The organism is Sphingomonas asaccharolytica NBRC 15499, from assembly GCF_001598355.1.
In the GTDB taxonomy this organism is placed as follows: domain Bacteria; phylum Pseudomonadota; class Alphaproteobacteria; order Sphingomonadales; family Sphingomonadaceae; genus Sphingomonas; species Sphingomonas asaccharolytica.
Map to the genome: position 1 here is coordinate 65,072 of NZ_BCYU01000007.1, position 18,214 is coordinate 83,285.

The following is an 18,214-nucleotide window of genomic DNA, read 5'->3' on the forward strand; positions in this document are numbered from 1 at the left end:
TCTCGGCTAGGCCGCCTCGGCCAGCCCGATCTCCTCGGCGGTCGCCCAATTGCCGTGCAGCCCGAAGCGCAGCCGGATCGGGATGCGCACTTCGGCGATCGGTCCCTTTTCGATGTCGAGAGCGTCGAACAGCAACAGGTCCGAGCGATGCTCTTCGAGCCGGTTGCAGACCTGGACGATCCAGCCGTCACCTTCCGCGGCATCGGGCTCGCGCGGGATGAAGCAGGGTTCCTGCAGCGACGAGACCGGGCCGCACCACCATTTCTGCTCACGCCCGGTCTCGTGGTCGACCAAGCCGAGCGTATTCATGATCATGCCCCCGGCGCTGCCGCCTTTGAGCGCGACCGGCTTGGTTGGATCGATCACCAGCATCCAGCCATAGCGATAGGGTAGCCCGGTGCGGCGTTCGTCGATGCGGGGGAATTCGCCCATCATCCCGGTCAGCCGCTCGAAGCTTTCGAACGTATCGGAGTTGCTCGCCATGTCGACCGTCCAGCGCGTCAGGAAGCTCGCCGCTTCCATCGGATTGAACGGCGCGCCGTGGATGTCGGGGAAGAACGGGAACATGTTGTTCTTAGCTTCGGGCGTGTCGAAATGGATTTTGGTGCCGTCCTGAAACGCGTTCATGACATGGCTGGCGAAGCAATTGTCGCGCTTGAACCAGCGTATGTCCTCCGCCGTCGCGTCCGCCCGCCGCGGCAATACGCCGAGATAGACCGGCAAGGTCGTATCGAAACCGAAATGCGGCAGGCCCTGTTCGAGCCGCTCCCAATTCGAGGTCGAGGGCACGACGTGGAACAGCGCGTAATCGGGCGTGATCGCGAAATCGTGCATCATCGCGTAATAAGGCAGCTCGAACCACAATTCCTGTTTCAGCTCGCCGTCGGGCGACACGACATAATAGGTCATGTCGCGCGTCAGCACGCCCTTGGCGGCATAGCCGAACGCGATCATGTCGCCGGTTGCGGGATCGACTTTGGGATGCGCGGTGAAGGTCTGCCCGGTCATCGCGCCGTTGAACCAGGTATAGCCCTCGGTCTCGAGCGTCGCCGGGTCCATCACCAAAGCCGGGCTGTCCTCCTTCAGCGCGTAGAGCTTGCCGCCATAGATGAAGGCGTTGGTGTTGGCGGTGCCGCGAATCTTGCCCTTGACGCTCTCATCGTCGGTCAGCGGGTTGCGATAGGCACCGAACAAGCCGCGCCCCGCTTCATTTTCCAATCGCCATTTATCGGTCTTCGCCCAGCGCTGGCGGAAATCGACCCGGCCGCCATGGAAACGGAACATCGTGATCATGCCGTCGCCGTTGAAGGCGATGTCGTCGCCCAGGCGCGGCGCGAATTGGGGATCGGGCTGGACGCGATAAAAGGCGCCGTCGAGCTCGACCGGAACCGCGCCCTTCACGTCGAGATCGGCGATATCCGCCTCGACCCGCGAGGGCGTGTTGAACCCGGTGAACGACGGCGTGTCGGGAAAATGCGTCACGGCCGATCCTCTCTCTGTTATCTGTGCGGCATTGTATGCAAAGCAAACATTATTTTCAATCCGCGATGGTTGACCTGAACACCCCCGAGGGCCACGCTGGCGCTATGTTGAGATCGTTTCCCGCCAAAAACGCCCTCCCTTCAGACGATGGGGATATCGGCGGCATCGACCAGATCGTCGGGTTTCACATCCGCCTGGCCTATGGCGCCGTGTACCGCCATTTCACCGAGACGTTCAGCGACCTGGGCCTGACCCAGAAACAGGTGTCGGTGCTCTGGCTGATCGACGATCATCCCGGCATCGCCCAGGCGGATATCGGCCGGCGGCTGCAAATGGACCGCGCGACCGTGATGGCGATCATCAATCGTTTGCAGAAGCGCGGCTTCGTGGTTCGCGGCCCCTCCCCCGACGACCGCCGTCGCCAGACGCTCAAGCTGACCGATGCCGGCCATGATGGCCTGATCGCGGCGCGCGCGTGTATCCTGGAGCACGAGCAATGGCTGAAGAACCGCTTCACGCCGGGCGAGACGGCGATGCTGATCGAGTTGTTGCGGCGGATACACGAGTGAAGGGAATGGCTCCTCTGTTCCGGAAACGCTCGATCTACGAACCGCCGGTTTCCTGATCGTCGGCAAAGCGCGGGGTCATCGCGAAACAGATCCAGACGGGATCGCCGTTCGGACCGGCCGAGCGCACGACCCAGCTGTTGCAATCCAATAACGGCCGCATCGTATGCGAGCGCTGATCGGCCGCGAGGGTGACGGTCGGCGGCGGGCCGGGTTGCCATCGTGCCTTGAGAATCCGGGTACCGACACTGTCCGTCCCGGCCTGATCGTTCATCGCGACGACGACGCCGCGCTCACGCCGCAGGCCAAGCATGGCGCGGATCGCGGCGATCACGAAGAAGCGCGCACCCACCGCGGCGGCCACCGGATTTCCCGGCAATCCGAAATACAGGCCGCCATTGGGCAAGGTGGCGAAGAGTACCGGCTTGCCGGGACGCATCGCCACGCCGCGAAAGTGGATCCTCGCGCCTAAGGCCTGCAGGGCGGCGGGCACCTGATCATGATCGCCGACCGATATCCCGCCGGTCGAGATGATCAGGTCCGGCGCCGCGGCCATGGCCTGCTCGATGCTCGTCGCCATTGCCTCGGGATCGTCGCGTGCCGGCGTGACGAGCTGCGGCGCAAGGCCGGCTTGTTGCATCATCGCGGCGATCATCGGTCCGTTCGAATCGTGGACGAAATGGTCGCTGGTCCCGCTCGCCCGCCGCAATTCATCGCCGGTCGTCAGCACGACCACGCGTGGTAGCCGGATCGCGTCGATCTCGGGCACGCCATAACAGCATAATGCGCCGATCACTTCAGGCGTAACCAACTGGCCGCGAGTGGCGACGACATCGCCTTGCCGCGCGTCTTCGCCCCGGCGCCGGATATTCCGCCCGAGGCCGACCGGCTCGGTCAGCAGGACGGTCGATCGCTCTCGCACGACGCGCTCTTTGGCGACCACAGCGTCGAATGGCGGGGTTATCGGCGCGCCTGTACTGATCGCGCAGGCGCCCGGCGCCGACACCAAAGTCGCCGCCGCACCAGCCCGGCTTTCGCCGACCAGATCCAGGCGAACTGACCGTTCAGGCGATGCATTGGCGACATCGGCGGCCACGACCGCGAACCCGTCCATCGCCGAACAATCGAACCGCGGATAATCGGCTTGCGCCACGACATCCGCAACGATGATCCGACCCAGCGCCGCGCCAATCGCCACGGGTTCGACCGGCAGACTCGGGGTGGCATTCTCGATACAGGCCAGCGCCGCCGCGAAATCGATGCGATTCATGGTCCCGACATACCACGCAGCAGTGCCAGATCGTCGGGCCGATTGACATTCGGGATAGGCGGCCAGCCGTCGACCGCCTCGGCGCCGATCTCCTTCGCCCAAACCCTCACCGCCAGGTTACCACCGCGGTCGAGATAGTCGCTCAGCGCGTCCGCCAATTTGCAAGGCCATAGTCCGATCACGGGCGTATCAGCGACGAAGCTCGCCACGCTGCGCCTGGCGAGATCGCCGAGCAGGCCGACGGGAAGCGAGGGCGTGTCGCAAGGGAGCGATAGGACCGCATCGAAATGGCGATCCCGGGCATGACGCAACGCGCCGCACAATCCGCCGAGCGGACCGAGGCCGGCCGCCGGCCAATCCGCTATCGAGACGTAGGTCGGGCTATCGCGTCCGACGACCGCGATCTCCTCGACAACCGGTCGCAATGCATTGGCGGCATGGTCGAGCAGGGCCGTCCCGGCGAGCGTCGCGAGCGCCTTGTCGCCACCGAACCGCCGCGCCTGCCCACCGGCGAGAATGACGCCGAGTAGCCGGGTCACAGCGTCTGTTCGAGCAATGCGTCGCTGCGCGCAAGAACGACGAGGCGGAGCCCGGCATCGGCCGCGCGCGCCAGAGCGAGATCGGTCGGCGCCGAAATCGTCACCAGCATCGGACATCGCGCGAGCACTGCCTTTTCGACCAGCTCGTAGGAGCAGCGTGACGACAGCAAGGCGAATCCGTCGTCCCAGCTCCGGCCGGATCGCGCCATCGCGCCGATCAGCTTGTCGAAGGCATTGTGGCGGCCGACATCCTCGCGGACCTCGATGATGGCGCCTCTTGCGTCGCACAAGGCGGCGGCATGGACCGCGCCGGTCTGCTCATGGAGCGGCTGGCGGGCGCGCAATCCGGCCAGCGCGGCGAATATGTGTTCGGGCGCGGCGCGCGAAACCGTTTCGACCCTGGGCAATGGCCGGATCGCCTGGTCGAGATTTTCGATACCGCACAGGCCGCAAGACGATTCCGACACGCGATGTCGCGCTCGCTCGACCAATGCCTCGGCGCGCGACGGTGCGAGCGATGCGCGGACCACGTCGCCGCTGGGCGTAATATGAATGTCGATCGCCTCGATCTGCCCGACCTGGTCGATCAGCCGTTCGCTCAGGGCAAACCCGACGACGAAATCCTCGATATCGAGCGGCGTCGCCATCATCACGGCATAGCCGATGCCGTTGAATTCGAGTGCCAGCGGCCGCTCGATCGCCACTGCCCGCTCGACCTCGTCGGCGCCCGTGCCGTCGGCGGCGTGGCGTCGAAATCGCCTGGCGGAAACGCCGACCGTGCGGGAAAGATCAGGCAACGTCGCAGTCAACCGGCCCGTTCCGCAGTCTCGTGCAGCATCGCAACCGCACCTCTTGCGATTTCGCTCAGATGCTCACCGCCGCCGTCGAGATAGGCGACGATCGCCTGGCGCATCCGGGGATCCCAGAATTGGCGGAGATGATCCCGGGTCGCCGCCACCGGGCGGTCAGGACATTGGCTGGCCAGTTCGCGCGCGATCTGGTTGGCCATGTAGACGAGGTGGTCGACGGTCGACATCGCCGGCGCCTCACTCGGCCGCTTCGGGAAGGACGCGGCGCGAGCGCTCGGCTTGCGCCTGATAGCTCTGCTGCCAGTCGCTCGGTCCGTTCGATATCGCCACCTGAACGGCCGTGACCTTGTATTCCGGACAATTGGTCGCCCAGTCCGAATAGTCGGTGGTGATGACGTTGGCCTGGGTCGCGGGATGGTGGAAGGTCGTATAGACCACGCCCGGCGCGACGCGTTCGGTGATCAAGGCGCGCAACGTCGTCTCCCCCGCCCGGCTGCGCAGACTGACCCAGTCGCCGTCCCGCATGCCGCGATTCTCGGCGTCGTGCGGATGGATTTCGAGCCGATCCTCGGGATGCCAGGCGATATTGTCGGTGCGGCGCGTCTGGGCGCCGACATTGTATTGGCTGAGGATGCGGCCGGTCGTCAGCAACAGCGGGAAACGCGGCCCGGTCTTCTCGTCGGTCGGGATATAATCGGTGACGACGAAATGCCCCTTGCCGCGCACGAACTGGTCGACATGCATGGTCGGCGTGCCGTCGGGGGCGGCCTCGGTCGCCGGCCATTGCAGCGATCCCAGCCGGTCGAGCGCGTCGTAGTTCACGGTGGCGAAGGTCGGCGTCAAAGCGGCGATCTCGTCCATGATCTCGGACGGATGGGCATAACTCCAATCGAGCCCGATCGCCTTCGCCACGAGCTGGACGATTTCCCAATCGCCATAGCCGTTGAGCGGTTCCATCACCTTGCGCACGCGCTGGATCCGGCGTTCGGCATTGGTGAAGGTGCCGTCCTTCTCGAGAAAGGTCGATCCCGGCAGGAAGACGTGCGCGTAATTGGCAGTTTCGTTGAGAAATAGGTCCTGCACCACGACGCATTCCATCGCCGCCAGACCCGCCGCGACGTGGTGCGTATTCGGATCCGATTGCAGGATGTCCTCGCCCTGGATGAACAGCGCCTTGAACGTCCCGTCGGTCGCGGCGTCGAGCATGTTGGGAATGCGCAGGCCCGGCTCTGCGTCGAGCGTGACACCCCAGGCTTGTTCGAACATCGCCCGTGTCGCGGGGTCGGAAACGTGGCGATAGCCCGAATATTCGTGCGGAAAGCTGCCCATGTCGCACGCGCCCTGGACATTGTTCTGCCCCCGCAGCGGGTTCACGCCGACGCCTTCGCGCCCGATGTTGCCGGTCGCCATCGCCAGATTGGCGATTGCCATGACGGTCGACGATCCCTGGCTGTGCTCAGTGACCCCCAGGCCATAATAGATCGCACCATTCCCGCCGATCGCGAACAGCCGCGCGGCGGCGCGCAGGTCGGCGGCCGGCACGCCGGTCAACGCTTCGGTCGCTTCGGGCGAGCGCTGGGGCTGCGCGACGAACGCCGCCCAATCCTCGAACTCGCTCCAGTCGCACCGCTCGCGGACAAAGGCCTCGTCGGCAAGCCCCTCGGTCACGACGACATGCGCGATCGCCGTCAGCACCGCGACATTGGTGCCGGGACGCAACGGCAAGTGGTAAGTCGCGGCGATATGCGGCGTGCGGACGATGTCGGTACGCCGCGGGTCGATCACGATCAGCTTCGCGCCCTCGCGCAACCGCTGCTTCATCCGGCTGGCGAACACCGGATGGCCGTCGGTCGGATTGGCCCCGATCACCATGATGACATCGGCATGCGCGACGCTGTCGAAATCCTGCGTCCCGGCCGAGGTGCCGAACGTCGTCTTGAGGCCATAGCCGGTCGGAGAATGACAAACGCGTGCGCAGGTATCGACGTTGTTGTTGCCGAACCCCTGGCGGATCAGCTTCTGGACCAGGAACGTCTCTTCGTTGGTGCAGCGGCTCGACGTGATGCCGCCGACGCTGTCCTTGCCGTATTTGGCCTGGATGCGGCGGAATTCGCCGGCAGTATAGGCGATCGCTTCATCCCACGACACTTCGCGCCACGGCTCCTCGACCGATGCGCGGATCATCGGCTTCAAAATCCGGTCGCGGTGATTGGCATAGCCCCAGGCGAACCGCCCCTTGACGCAGCTATGACCGCGATTGGCCTTGCCGTCCTTCCACGGCACCATGCGGACCAGTTGCTCACCGCGCATTTCCGCCCGGAAGGTGCAGCCGACCCCGCAATAGGCGCAGGTCGTGATGACCGCCTTGTCGGGCGTTCCCTGGGCAATCACCGATTTCTCGATCAGCGCCGAGGTCGGACAGGCCTGGACGCAGGCGCCGCACGACACGCAGTCCGAGTCCAGAAAGCTGTCGTTCTGGCTTGCCACGACCTTGGAGCCGAAGCCGCTGCCCTCGATCGTCAGCGCGAACGTCCCCTGGATCTCGTCGCAGGCGCGCACGCAGCGCGAGCAGACGATGCATTTGGCCGGGTCGAAAGTGAAATACGGATTGCTCTCGTCCTTGTCGGCGGCGAGGTGGTTGAGGCCCTCATAGCCATAGCGGACGTCGCGCAGCCCCACCGCGCCGGCCTGGTCCTGCAATTCGCAATCGCCATTGGCCGAGCAGGTCAGGCAATCGAGCGGGTGGTCGGAGATGTAGAGCTCCATCACGCCGCGCCGCAGCTTGGCCAGGCGATCGGTCTGGGTCCGTACGACCATCCCGTCCGCGACCGGCGTGGTGCACGACGCGGGATAGCCGTTGCGGCCATCGATCTCGACCAGACATAGCCGGCACGAGCCGAACGCTTCGAGCGTATCGGTCGCGCACAATTTGGGGATATCGGTGCCAGCCAGCGCCGCGGCGCGCATGATCGACGTCCCCTCGGGCACGGCTAGGTTCTGCCCGTCGATCCTGAGCGTCACCGTCGCCGACATTGCCGCCGAAACCGCCTTGGTGCCGAGATCACGTTCGCCGATCCATGCCATGATCGCTACTCCGCCGCCGCCGAGGATATGGGTGCGCCCGCACCGAAATCCTGCGGGAAATGATCGAGCGCGCTCAGCACCGGATAAGGCGTGAGCCCGCCAAGCGCGCAGAGGGATCCGAACTTCATCGTGTCGCACAAATCGCGCAGCAGCTCGATTTCCTGCTCGGCGGGCCGCGCGCCGCCGGCAACATTGCGCATCTGGGGAAGCCGCTCGACCGCGTCGGCGCCACGGCGTTCGCCGGTGATAAGCCGATCGATCAGCTCGACCCCGCGCGTCGATCCTATCCGGCATGGCGTGCATTTGCCGCAACTCTCATGCGCGCAGAATTCCATCGCGAAGCGCGCCATGTGCGCCATATCGACACTGTCGTCGAACACCGTGATGCCGGCATGGCCGATCAGCCCGCCGGCCGCGGCGAACGCTTCATAATCGAACGGCAGATCGAACATCGAGGGCGGGAAATAGGCGCCGAGCGGGCCGCCGACCTGCACTGCCTTGACCGGGCGGCCACTGTCGGTGCCGCCACCGATATCCATGACTAATTCGCCGAGCGTCATGCCGAAGCCGACTTCGAACAATCCGCCATTCCGGACATTGCCGGCAAGCTGCACCGGCACGGTGCCGCGCGACCGGCCGAACCCGATCGCGGCATAGGCATCAGCACCTTCGCTCAGGATGAACGGCACGGCTGCCAGGCTCAGCACGTTGTTGATCACCGTCGGGCGGCCGAACAGGCCGGCGATCGCCGGCAAGGGCGGCTTGGCCCGCACCTCGCCTCTCTTGCCTTCGATCGAGTCGAGCAAGGCGGTCTCCTCGCCGCAGACATAGGCGCCGGCGCCCACCCGAACTTCAAGCATGAATGGCGCGACGATCGCCGCCGCGCGAGCGATCGCCTCACGCATCGTGCGGATGGCGAACGGATATTCGGAGCGGATATAGATATAGCCGCGCTCAGCGCCGACCGCGTGGCCGGCGATCGCCATGCCCTCGATCAGGCAGAAGGGGTCGCCTTCCATTAGCAGGCGGTCGGCGAACGTGCCGCTGTCGCCCTCATCCGCGTTGCACACGACATATTTCAGCGGCGCCGAGGCATCATGGACCGTCTGCCATTTGATCCCGGTCGGAAAGCCGGCACCGCCGCGCCCGCGCAGGCCGCTCGCCTTGACCGCGTCGATCGCCGCTTGCGGCGGCAGCGCGCGCGCGGCCGTAAGCCCGCGCCAGCCGCCATGGGCCTCATAGTCATCCAGGCTCAACGGGTCGATCACGCCGCAGTGGGCGAAGGTGAACCGCTGCTGCCGCGCGAAGAACGACATGGCGGACACGTCACCCAGCCGCGCGGGATGGCTGCCGTCGAGCACCAGGGCGGCATCGGCGGCCGCGACCGGTCCGAATCCGACCCTGCCCTCCGGCGTCTCCACCTCGACCAGCGGCTCCAGCCGAAACAGCCCGCGGCTGCCCGTCCGCACGACCTGCGCGCCGGCGTCCGACAGAGCCTGGGCCACCGCATCGGCGCCGAGCGCGATGGCCGCCATATCCTTGCTGACATAGACGCGCGTCATCGTAAGTCGCCGAGCAGGCGATCGAGCGTCGTCGGATCGAGCCGCGACACCGGAACGTCGTCGATCATCGCGTTGGGTCCGGTCGCACAAAGCCCCAGACAATAGACGGCGTCGAGCGTCACCCGTCCATCCGCGCTGGTCTCGCCCATCCGCAGGTCCAACCGCTCGCTTGCGAGACGTTCGATCGCCGCCGCGCCACGCGCCTGACAAGCCTCGGCGCGGCACAATTGCACCCGATGCCGGCCGGCAGGCTGCCGGCGGAAATCGTGGTAGAAGGTCACCACGCCGTGAACATCGGCACGGCTGATGTTGAGCGCCGACGCGATTGCCGGCACCATCAGGTCGTCGATATAGCCGAATTCCTCCTGCAGCGCGTGGAGTAGCGGCATTAGCGCGCTCTGTTCGTCGCCGAGATTCTCGACCCGGCGCGCAACGGCTGCGGCATAATCGTTAGCATGGGTCGCATCGCCGACGATCGACCTGTCATTCCGTGTTGCGCTCACCGGAAGATTAGGAGCCCGAGCCAGCGCCAAGTCAAATCGACAATCCTTGATTTCGATAGAAAATCTCTATCACGGCAGGACCGTCAGCGATCGGGCGGTCGCGAGCGCGGCACTGGCCAGCGGACCGATCGGCGCGCGATCGAGCACGATCAGGCCGATGCGGCTCGGCGGAAGCGGGTCGTCGAACGGGACGATCCTGGCCCAGCCGCCGCCGGGGATGATGTCGGCATAGGTATCCGGAACGATCGTCGCGAACGGCCCCGCCTCGACCATCGCCAGCAAGGCGACATAGCTGTCCGCGGTCGCCGACGGCCGCACGGCCAGTCCTTTGCGCGAAAGATGATCGTCGAGAATGCGCCGGTTCTGCATGCCTTCGTGAAGCAGGCAAAGCGGGAAGGAAAGTGCCGTGCCCCAGCCGATCCCGGCGCAATCGTCGAGTCTGTCGCGGTGACAGAGGAACATCGCCCGTTCCGCATAGAGCGGCGCGGCGAGTACCGAGGTCGGCGGCTCATGATCGAGATAAGTGATCCCCGCATCAAGTTCGAATGCGGCGAGGCCTCGCTCGATCTCGCGCGAGGTCAGCGAGCGCACGCTCAGCACCAGACCCGCATGGTCTTCCGCGAGCGCTCGGGCGAATTGCCCGACTACCGGCATCGCCGCCGGGATGACGCCGAGGCGCAGCGTGCCGGTGAGCGGTCCGTGCGCCAGCTCGGCGGCATGTTCGAGGCCTTCGATCATCGCGATGGCCTGTTGCGCCCATGGCAGCGCCGCACGCCCCTCGTCGGTCAGCCCGGTGAAGCGCCGATCGCGCTGGATCAGCCGCCGCCCGAGCTGTTCCTCCAGCGCGGCGATGCCGGCCGACAAGGTCGGCTGCGACACGTTGCACGCCGCCGCCGCGCGGGCGAAATGCCGTTCGCGTGCGACCGCGACGAAATATTCGAGTAATCTGAGATTCACCCCGTATCGATTTACCTCGCGACGGCGGGTGTCAACCGGCGCAGACTGTCGCACTCCCCTGCCTCGCTTGCGGTCTGTGCTGCGTCAGGGCTTCTCCAGCCTCGACCGACCGCTATACCGGTTGGCGATGAAAACACTCGTCGATCCGTCCAATGCGCTTGCCCAGGGACTCGCCACGGTCCGCAGCCAATTCAAGGTTCCCGCCGCTTTCCCACCAAACGTCCTCGCCGCGGCCGACGCGGCCGCGAAACGCGTCCCCACCGAGCATGTCGATCGCACCGCCGTACCGTTCGTCACGCTCGACCCGGCGACTTCGACCGATCTTGATCAGGCGTTCGCGATCGAAGCGGCCGGCAGCGACCTGCTGTTGCGCTACGCGATCGCCGACGTCGCTTGGTTCGTCGACGATGGCGGCGCGATCGACGTCGAAGCCTGGGCGCGCGGCACGACGCTCTATCTGCCCGACGGCAAGGCCGGCCTGTATCCGCCGGTGCTGGCCGAAGGCGCCGCAAGCCTGTTGCCCGATGGACCCCGCCCCGCGATCATCTTTTCGGTCCGCGTCGCGCCCGATGGCGCGGTGAAACTCGACGGCGCCGAACGTGCAGTGATCCGCAGCCGCGCCAAGCTGGCTTATGACAGCGTTCGCGACAGCGACCTGCCGTCCGATTTCGCCGAACTCGCGCGCCGCATCACCGCCGCCGAGGATGCGCGCGGCGCCTCACGCGTCGATCCGCCCCAACAGGAGGTGTCCGAGCAAGCCGACGGCACGTTCGAACTCCATTTCCGCCCGCGGCTGGAAGCCGAAGACCGCAATGCCGCCATGTCGCTCGCGACCAATCTGGCGATAGCAGACGCGCTCCAGGCCCATCACACCGGCCTGTTCCGCGTGATGCCCGCACCGGACGATCGCGCGATCCTCCGCCTGCGCAACACTGCCCGCGCGCTCAAACTCGATTGGCCCGCCGCTGTCGCGCTCAAGGACTACGAGAAAGGCCTCGATCCCAACGATCCGCGCCAGGCCGCATTCATGCTCGCGATCCGGCGCGCGGGCGGTGGCGCCTCGTACCAGCCCTATCGTGACGGCGTCGTGCCGTGGCACGCGCCCATGGCGGCGACTTATGCCCAGGCGACTGCCCCACTGCGCCGCCTCGCCGACCGCTATGTCGTTCGCGCGACACTGGCGATCGCCAATGGTCAGTCGGTGCCGGATGTCGTCGTGCAAGCGTTCGAGAAGCTCCCTAGCGTGATGGCGCATGCCGACGCGATCAGCGGCCAGATCGATCGCGCGGTAATCGATATGGGCGAAGCGGTGATGCTGAAGGATCGCATTGGCGAGATTTTCGGCGCAGTCGTAACCGACCTCGACGATCGCGGCGCGCGCATCCAGTTGAGCGACCTGCCGGTCGTCGCACGAGTCGACGCGCATGGCGTCGAGCCCGGCGATACGATCCGCGTCCGTCTGGCCACCGCCGATCCCGAGCACCGGGCGATCTCCTTCGCCCGGGTCAGTTGACCCATCTCAGCCTCGCCTGGCGAGGCTCCTAAAACACGCGCCCGTTGCGCGAAACGAACCTCATTCCTTCTTCGTGGCTTCGTGCCTTTGTGCGAACCAATCTTCCCAACCTACTCGGTTGATCGGATCGATTTGACTCGCACAAAGCCACGAAGCCACGAAGGTGCGCCGGAAAGCGGCTCCGCCAGACTCAACTGACCCTTTCCGGCGCTAAAGAAAGCGCAGTTATGCCTGCGGCGCACTATCCCTATGTAGCGCTCTCGAAATTAGTGCATTTCCGGCGCAGGCAGTTAGGCTGCGCCCCGAAAGGTAAAGCATGGCGACCCGGCCGTTGGCCCAGACTTCCGAGGCGACCGAGCCTGCGACGCTCACCCATTTGCAGCGGCTGGAGGCGGAGAGCATCCATATCCTGCGCGAAGTGGTGGCCGAGGCCGAGCGCCCGGTGATGCTCTATTCGGTCGGCAAGGACAGCGCGGTGATGCTGCATCTGGCGCGCAAGGCTTTCTATCCCGCGCCACCGCCCTTCCCGTTGCTCCATGTCGATACGACCTGGAAGTTCCGCGACATGTACGCGCTGCGCGATCGTGCCGCGCGCGAGGCCGGGATGGAATTGCTCGTCCATCACAATCCCGAAGCGATGGCGCGCGGGATCAATCCGTTCGATCATGGCGCACTCCACACCGATCTGTGGAAGACCGAAGGACTGAAGCAGGCGCTCGACCAACATGGCTTCGACGCGGCGTTCGGCGGCGCGCGGCGCGACGAGGAGAAAAGCCGGGCCAAGGAGCGGGTGTTCTCGTTCCGCTCGGCCTCGCATCGCTGGGACCCAAAGAACCAGCGGCCCGAGCTCTGGCACCTCTACAATGCGCACAAGGCGAAGGGCGAAAGCATCCGTATCTTTCCACTGTCGAACTGGACCGAACTCGACATCTGGCAGTACATCCATCTCGAGGGGATCGAGATCGTCCCGCTCTATTTCTCCGCGCCGCGGCCGACGATCGAGCGCGACGGGCTGATCCTGATGGTCGATGACGATCGCTTTCGGTTGAACCCCGGTGAGGTGCCGGTCGAACGGTCGATCCGTTTCCGCACGCTCGGTTGCTACCCGCTGACCGGCGCGGTCGAGAGCGACGCGGCGACCTTGCCGCAGATCATCCAGGAGATGCTGCTGACCACCACCTCCGAACGCCAGGGCCGCGCGATCGACAGGGATGCCGGTGGCGCGGGGATGGAAAAGAAGAAGCAGGAGGGGTATTTTTGACGCGCCACGTCATGCGCAGCGTGACGAAGCGTCAACCCCGGCGCAGGCCGGGGCCGCACGCCTCACGCGTGAGCCTTCGATCGCCAGCGGCCCCGGCCTTCGCCGGGGCGACGGAATAAAGACATGACCGACACCTCCTACCGCCCAGACGCGCTGATCGCCGAGGACATCGATTCTTATCTCAAGCAGCATCAGCGCAAGACGCTCCTGCGCTTCATCACCTGCGGGTCAGTCGATGACGGCAAGTCCACGTTGATCGGGCGCTTGCTCTACGACAGCCGAATGATCTTCGACGATCAGCTCGCCCAGCTCGAAGCCGACAGCAAGCGTGTCGGCACGCAGGGGCAGGAGATCGATTTCGCCCTCCTCGTCGACGGGCTCGCGGCAGAGCGCGAACAGGGCATCACGATCGACGTCGCCTATCGCTTCTTCGCGACCGAGAAACGCAAGTTCATCGTCGCCGATACGCCGGGCCACGAGCAATATACCCGCAACATGGTGACCGGAGCGTCGACCGCCGACCTCGCCGTGATCCTGATCGACGCACGCAAAGGCGTGCTGACCCAGACGCGGCGTCATTCCTATCTCGCGCATCTGATCGGCATTCGTCACATCGTACTGGCGGTGAACAAGATGGACCTGGTCGGCTATGATCAGGCGACCTACGATGCGATCGTCGCCGATTACGCCCACTTCGCGACCAGTATCGGCATCGAGGCGTTCACGGCGATCCCGATCTCGGGGTTCAAGGGCGACAACATCACCACGCTGTCGGGCAATACCCCCTGGTATGCCGGCCCGACGCTGATCGAGCATCTCGACACGGTCGAGCTCGATGGCGATGCCGACCGCGCCAAGCCATTCCGCATGGCGGTGCAATGGGTGAATCGCCCCAATCTCGATTTTCGCGGTTTCGCCGGGCTGATTTCCGAAGGGACGATCGCGCCGGGCGATGCGGTGCGGATTTTGCCCTCGGGCAAAATGACGCGAGTCGAGCGGATCGTGACATTGGACGGCGATCTCGACGTCGCGGTCGCGGGCCAGTCGGTCACGCTGACCCTGGCGGACGAGGTCGATTGCTCGCGCGGCGACGTGATTGCCGCGGCGGATTCGCCGCCGCAATCGGCGGACCAGTTCGAAGCGACGATCGTCTGGATGGCCGACGAGGAATTGCTCCCAGGACGCGGCTATTGGCTGAAGCTCGGGACCCAGACCGTCAGCGCAAAAATCCACCAGCCGAAATACCAGATCAACGTCAATACGCTCGAGCAGATCGCGACCAAGACGCTCTACCTGAACGCGATCGGCGTCGCCAACCTGGTCACCGACAAGCCGTTGGTGTTCGAACCCTATGGCGATAGCCGCGAGCTCGGCGGGTTCATCCTGATCGACAAGCTGACCAACGCGACGGTTGCGGCCGGCATGCTGCACTTCGCGCTGCGCCGGGCGCGCGATGTGCATTGGCAATCGGTCGACATCACGCGGGAAGCGCACGCCCAGCAGAAGGGCCAGGAACCCAAGGTATTGTGGTTCACCGGTCTGTCAGGCTCGGGCAAATCGACCATCGCCAATCTGGTCGAAAAGAAGCTCTACGCGCTCGGACGGCATTCCTATCTGCTCGACGGCGACAATGTCCGTCATGGGCTCAATAAGGATCTCGGCTTCACCGATGCCGACCGCATCGAGAATATCCGCCGGGTCGGCGAGGTCGCCAAGCTGATGACCGACGCCGGGCTGATCGTGCTGACCGCGTTCATCTCGCCGTTCCGCGCCGAACGCGACATGATCCGCGCGATGCTGCCCGAGGGCGATTTCGTCGAGATCTTCGTCGACACGCCGCTCGAAGTCGCCGAGGCGCGCGACATCAAGGGCCTCTACAAGAAGGCCCGGGCTGGAGAGATCCGCAACTTCACCGGCATTTCGAGCCCGTACGAACGCCCCGAACGGCCCGACATCCTGGTCGATACGACGCGCGAAACGCCCGAAACGGCCGCCGAGCGCATCGTCGAACATATCATGGGCGTGTGGAGTCCCGACCTGTGACCTGGACGCAAGCCGACGCCGACTTTGCTGCGGAGATTGCTGCGGCGGCCGGCAAATTGCTGCAGGAAGTCCGGGCGTCGCGCGACTGGGATTCGAAGGAACTCGGCAAGGCCGGCGATGCCGCCGCCAACGAACTGCTGTGCCACGCCATCACCACCGAGCGTCCCGAGGACGGGCTGCTGTCGGAAGAGCGCAAGTGCGACGGCAGCCGGCTCGGCAAGTCGCGGACCTGGATCATCGATCCGGTCGACGGCACGCGCGAATATGGCGAGGAACGCGACGATTGGGCTGTCCATGTCGCGCTCTGCATCGACGGCCAGCCCGAACTAGGGGTGGTCGCATTGCCCGATGCCGGGCTGGTACTGCGGTCGGATGCGCCCCCTGCCCTGCGGCCGCTCAATAACCCGCCGCGCATGGTAGTCAGCCGCACACGCCCCGCGGCCGAGGCGATCGCGGTGGCCGAAGCGATCGGCGCCGAGCTGGTGCCGATGGGATCGGCGGGCGCCAAGGCGATGGCGGTCGTTCGCGGGCTCGCCGACATCTACCTCCATTCGGGCGGGCAGCACGAATGGGACAATGCCGCCCCGGTTGCAGTCGCGCTTGCCGCCGGACTGCACGCGACGCGGCTCGACGGATCGCCGTTCGTCTATAATTGCGCCGAGACCTGGGTCCCCGATTTGCTGATCTGTCGCAAGGAGTTGCTCGTCCAGGTGACCGAAGCGTTGCGTACGATGGCCGTGGCCGACTGATCGAAAATTCCGCGCCTCAAGCAGAGACCGCCCTTCAGCGACGATTTGTCTCGCTTGGGCTAGCCAGTATAGTGGTGGCATGACCGTCGACCCCGCCCGCCAGACGCCACGTTTCACGCGGCGCCGCGGCGAGATTCTCGATGTCGCTTCGCACCTCATCAATGTGCACGGCACGCGTGGCATGACATTGACCGCAGTCGCCAAAGCGCTGGGGCTCGATACGTCGAGCGTGACCTATTATTTCAAGCGCAAGGACGTGCTGGCGGCGGCATGCCTGGAGCGCACCTTGCTGCGCCTGCGCGACAGCGCCGCGGCGGCGGCACACGAGCCCGATCACCGTTCGCGCGTCCGCGCTTTCCTGCACGATCAGTTCCAGCTGCATCTTCGTCAGCGCCTGCCCGGCGCGACGAAACTCGCCCTACTGTCCGACATGCGCGCGCTTGACCCTGAAACGCGTGCGCCGCTCGACGCGCTCTATACCGAGATGGCGAGGCTAGTCCGCGGCTTTTTCCACCTCGGCGATGCCCCCGAGGCGGAATCGCGCCTGCTCATCGCCAGTTCGATCCTGATCCACAATGTGCATTGGCTGCCGGCCTGGTTGCCGCATTATCTCGAACGCGATCTCGATCGGGCCGAAGCGCGGTTGTTCGACATCCTCGATCGCGGTCTCGGGTCGGCTGGCGCGTGGCCGGTTAACATTGCGCCGCTCGCACCACCGGGCAGCGGCGACGCGCAGACGCGTTTCCTCCATGCCGCGACCAACCTGATCAACCGCGAAGGTTATGTCGGCGCGAGCGTCGAAAAGATCGCCGCCGAACTCGGCGTGTCGACCGGCAGCTTCTATCATCACCTCGAGAATAAGGACGATCTGGTCGTCGCCTGTTTCGACCGCAGCTATGCCTTGCTCGACGCTGCCCAGTCTCGCGCCGACGCCGCCGGCAATAACGAAGGCGAACGCCTAGCGATTATGGTGTCGAGCCTGGTTGCCCTGCAATTCGCCGCCGACAGCCCGTTGCTGCGCACCAGCGCCTACCAGGCGCTGCCGATCGACCTGCGCGAACACATGTTGCAGCGGACCGACCGCGTCACGCGGCACATTGCCGGGACGATCGCCGACGGCGTCGCCGACGGATCGATCCGCGCGATCGATCCGGAGATTGCCGGGCATTCGATCATGGCCGCGATCGACGCCGCCGCATCGCTGCGGCGTTGGGCCGGACAGCAATCGCTGGACGACGCCGTGGCGCAATTCTCCGCAGCCTTGCGTTCCGGCATCTTCCCATCCTAGTCGGCTCGCGAGGAGAAACCGAGTGCCCCTCTACGAACTCGACGGGAAAGTCCCGGTCATCGGCAGCGGCGTGTGGATCGCCCCCGACGCGCATGTCGTCGGCGAGGTCGTGCTGGGCGACAATGTCGGCGTGTGGTTCGGCACCGTGATCCGCGGCGACACCTCGCTTATCACGGTTGGCAGCGGCAGCAACGTGCAGGACGGGACGATGCTGCACTCCGATTATGGCGTGCCGCTGACGATCGGTGAGGATTGCACGATCGGCCACCATGCTATTCTACACGGCTGCACGGTCGGGAACCGGGTCTTGGTTGGGATGGGAGCGACCGTCCTCAACCAGGCAGTGATCGGGGACGAATGCGTGATCGGCGCCAATGCATTGGTCACCGAGGGCAAGACGTTCGAGGCCGGCAGCCTGATCGTCGGCTCGCCGGCGCGCGCGATCAAGACGCTCGACCCCGACAAGCGCGCGTTCCTGAAGGCGTCGGCGGAGCATTATATCGCCAACGCGCATCGCTTCGCCAAGGGGCTGAAGCGGATCGATTGAGGGCCGCCCTCGCCCACACTCACGACCGTCACCCCGGCCTT

At 65.4% G+C, this 18,214-nt stretch carries 16 protein-coding genes; 7 read left to right on the forward strand and 9 right to left on the reverse strand.

Going from position 1 to position 18,214, the window contains the following annotated elements; translation table 11 throughout:
- Positions 1–6: 6 nt before the first annotated feature.
- The gene (locus tag SAS01S_RS03125) at positions 7–1,482 is read right to left on the reverse strand and encodes a lignostilbene-alpha,beta-dioxygenase (RefSeq protein ID WP_066804646.1); all 1,476 of its coding nucleotides are present in this window, start codon (positions 1,480–1,482) and stop codon (positions 7–9) included.
- Between the two features lie 104 nt (positions 1,483–1,586).
- On the opposite strand from SAS01S_RS03125, the gene SAS01S_RS03130 reads away from it, so the two are divergent.
- Entirely contained in the window at positions 1,587–2,051 is a 465-nt protein-coding gene (locus tag SAS01S_RS03130; RefSeq protein ID WP_066804699.1) for a Saro_0803 family transcriptional regulator, read from the forward strand.
- A gap of 34 nt (positions 2,052–2,085) precedes the next feature.
- On the opposite strand, the gene SAS01S_RS03135 is transcribed toward SAS01S_RS03130, so the two are convergent.
- The 8 genes from SAS01S_RS03135 to SAS01S_RS03170 form a co-directional block, all read right to left on the reverse strand.
- Complete coding sequence (locus tag SAS01S_RS03135) at positions 2,086–3,318, reverse strand: molybdopterin molybdotransferase MoeA (RefSeq protein ID WP_066804649.1); 1,233 nt, start codon at positions 3,316–3,318, stop codon at positions 2,086–2,088.
- Positions 3,315–3,857 (reverse strand): molybdenum cofactor guanylyltransferase, encoded by a 543-nt coding sequence (gene mobA / locus SAS01S_RS03140; RefSeq protein WP_066804651.1) that lies wholly within the window; start codon positions 3,855–3,857, stop codon positions 3,315–3,317. The genes SAS01S_RS03135 and mobA overlap by 4 nt, the downstream gene beginning before the upstream one ends.
- Complete coding sequence (gene fdhD, locus SAS01S_RS03145) at positions 3,854–4,654, reverse strand: formate dehydrogenase accessory sulfurtransferase FdhD (protein WP_066804701.1); 801 nt, start codon at positions 4,652–4,654, stop codon at positions 3,854–3,856. Before fdhD ends, mobA begins: the two co-directional genes overlap by 4 nt.
- A gap of 8 nt (positions 4,655–4,662) precedes the next feature.
- Entirely contained in the window at positions 4,663–4,893 is a 231-nt protein-coding gene (locus tag SAS01S_RS03150) for a formate dehydrogenase subunit delta (protein WP_066804653.1), read from the reverse strand.
- Between the two features lie 10 nt (positions 4,894–4,903).
- Entirely contained in the window at positions 4,904–7,750 is a 2,847-nt protein-coding gene (fdhF, locus tag SAS01S_RS03155; protein ID WP_066804655.1) for a formate dehydrogenase subunit alpha, read from the reverse strand.
- Between the two features lie 5 nt (positions 7,751–7,755).
- Positions 7,756–9,312 (reverse strand): NADH-ubiquinone oxidoreductase-F iron-sulfur binding region domain-containing protein, encoded by a 1,557-nt coding sequence (locus SAS01S_RS03160; RefSeq protein WP_066804657.1) that lies wholly within the window; start codon positions 9,310–9,312, stop codon positions 7,756–7,758.
- The gene (locus tag SAS01S_RS03165; protein WP_281179305.1) at positions 9,309–9,815 is read right to left on the reverse strand and encodes a formate dehydrogenase subunit gamma; all 507 of its coding nucleotides are present in this window, start codon (positions 9,813–9,815) and stop codon (positions 9,309–9,311) included. The genes SAS01S_RS03160 and SAS01S_RS03165 overlap by 4 nt, the downstream gene beginning before the upstream one ends.
- 69 nt (positions 9,816–9,884) lie before the next feature.
- On the reverse strand, positions 9,885–10,772 hold the full coding sequence (locus tag SAS01S_RS03170; protein ID WP_066804658.1) for a LysR family transcriptional regulator: 888 nt from the start codon (positions 10,770–10,772) through the stop codon (positions 9,885–9,887).
- A 127-nt stretch (positions 10,773–10,899) separates the two neighbouring features.
- On the opposite strand from SAS01S_RS03170, the gene SAS01S_RS03175 reads away from it, so the two are divergent.
- The 6 genes from SAS01S_RS03175 (at position 10,900) to SAS01S_RS03200 (ending at position 18,173) form a co-directional block, all read left to right on the forward strand.
- Positions 10,900–12,285 carry an RNB domain-containing ribonuclease gene (locus tag SAS01S_RS03175; RefSeq protein ID WP_066804660.1) on the forward strand — a complete coding sequence of 462 codons (1,386 nt, stop codon included), beginning with the start codon at positions 10,900–10,902 and terminating at the stop codon, positions 12,283–12,285.
- A gap of 316 nt (positions 12,286–12,601) precedes the next feature.
- Positions 12,602–13,546 carry a sulfate adenylyltransferase subunit CysD gene (gene cysD, locus SAS01S_RS03180; protein WP_066804661.1) on the forward strand — a complete coding sequence of 315 codons (945 nt, stop codon included), beginning with the start codon at positions 12,602–12,604 and terminating at the stop codon, positions 13,544–13,546.
- A 123-nt stretch (positions 13,547–13,669) separates the two neighbouring features.
- Positions 13,670–15,589, forward strand: a complete 1,920-nt coding sequence (gene cysN / locus SAS01S_RS03185; RefSeq protein WP_066804663.1) for a sulfate adenylyltransferase subunit CysN — start codon at positions 13,670–13,672, stop codon at positions 15,587–15,589.
- On the forward strand, positions 15,586–16,338 hold the full coding sequence (locus tag SAS01S_RS03190; protein ID WP_066804664.1) for a 3'(2'),5'-bisphosphate nucleotidase CysQ: 753 nt from the start codon (positions 15,586–15,588) through the stop codon (positions 16,336–16,338). The genes cysN and SAS01S_RS03190 overlap by 4 nt, the downstream gene beginning before the upstream one ends.
- A gap of 79 nt (positions 16,339–16,417) precedes the next feature.
- A complete protein-coding gene (locus SAS01S_RS03195; protein ID WP_066804666.1) occupies positions 16,418–17,626 on the forward strand; it encodes a TetR/AcrR family transcriptional regulator in 1,209 nt (402 codons plus the stop codon).
- Between the two features lie 22 nt (positions 17,627–17,648).
- Positions 17,649–18,173 carry a gamma carbonic anhydrase family protein gene (locus SAS01S_RS03200; RefSeq protein WP_066804668.1) on the forward strand — a complete coding sequence of 175 codons (525 nt, stop codon included), beginning with the start codon at positions 17,649–17,651 and terminating at the stop codon, positions 18,171–18,173.
- Positions 18,174–18,214 lie beyond the last annotated feature (41 nt).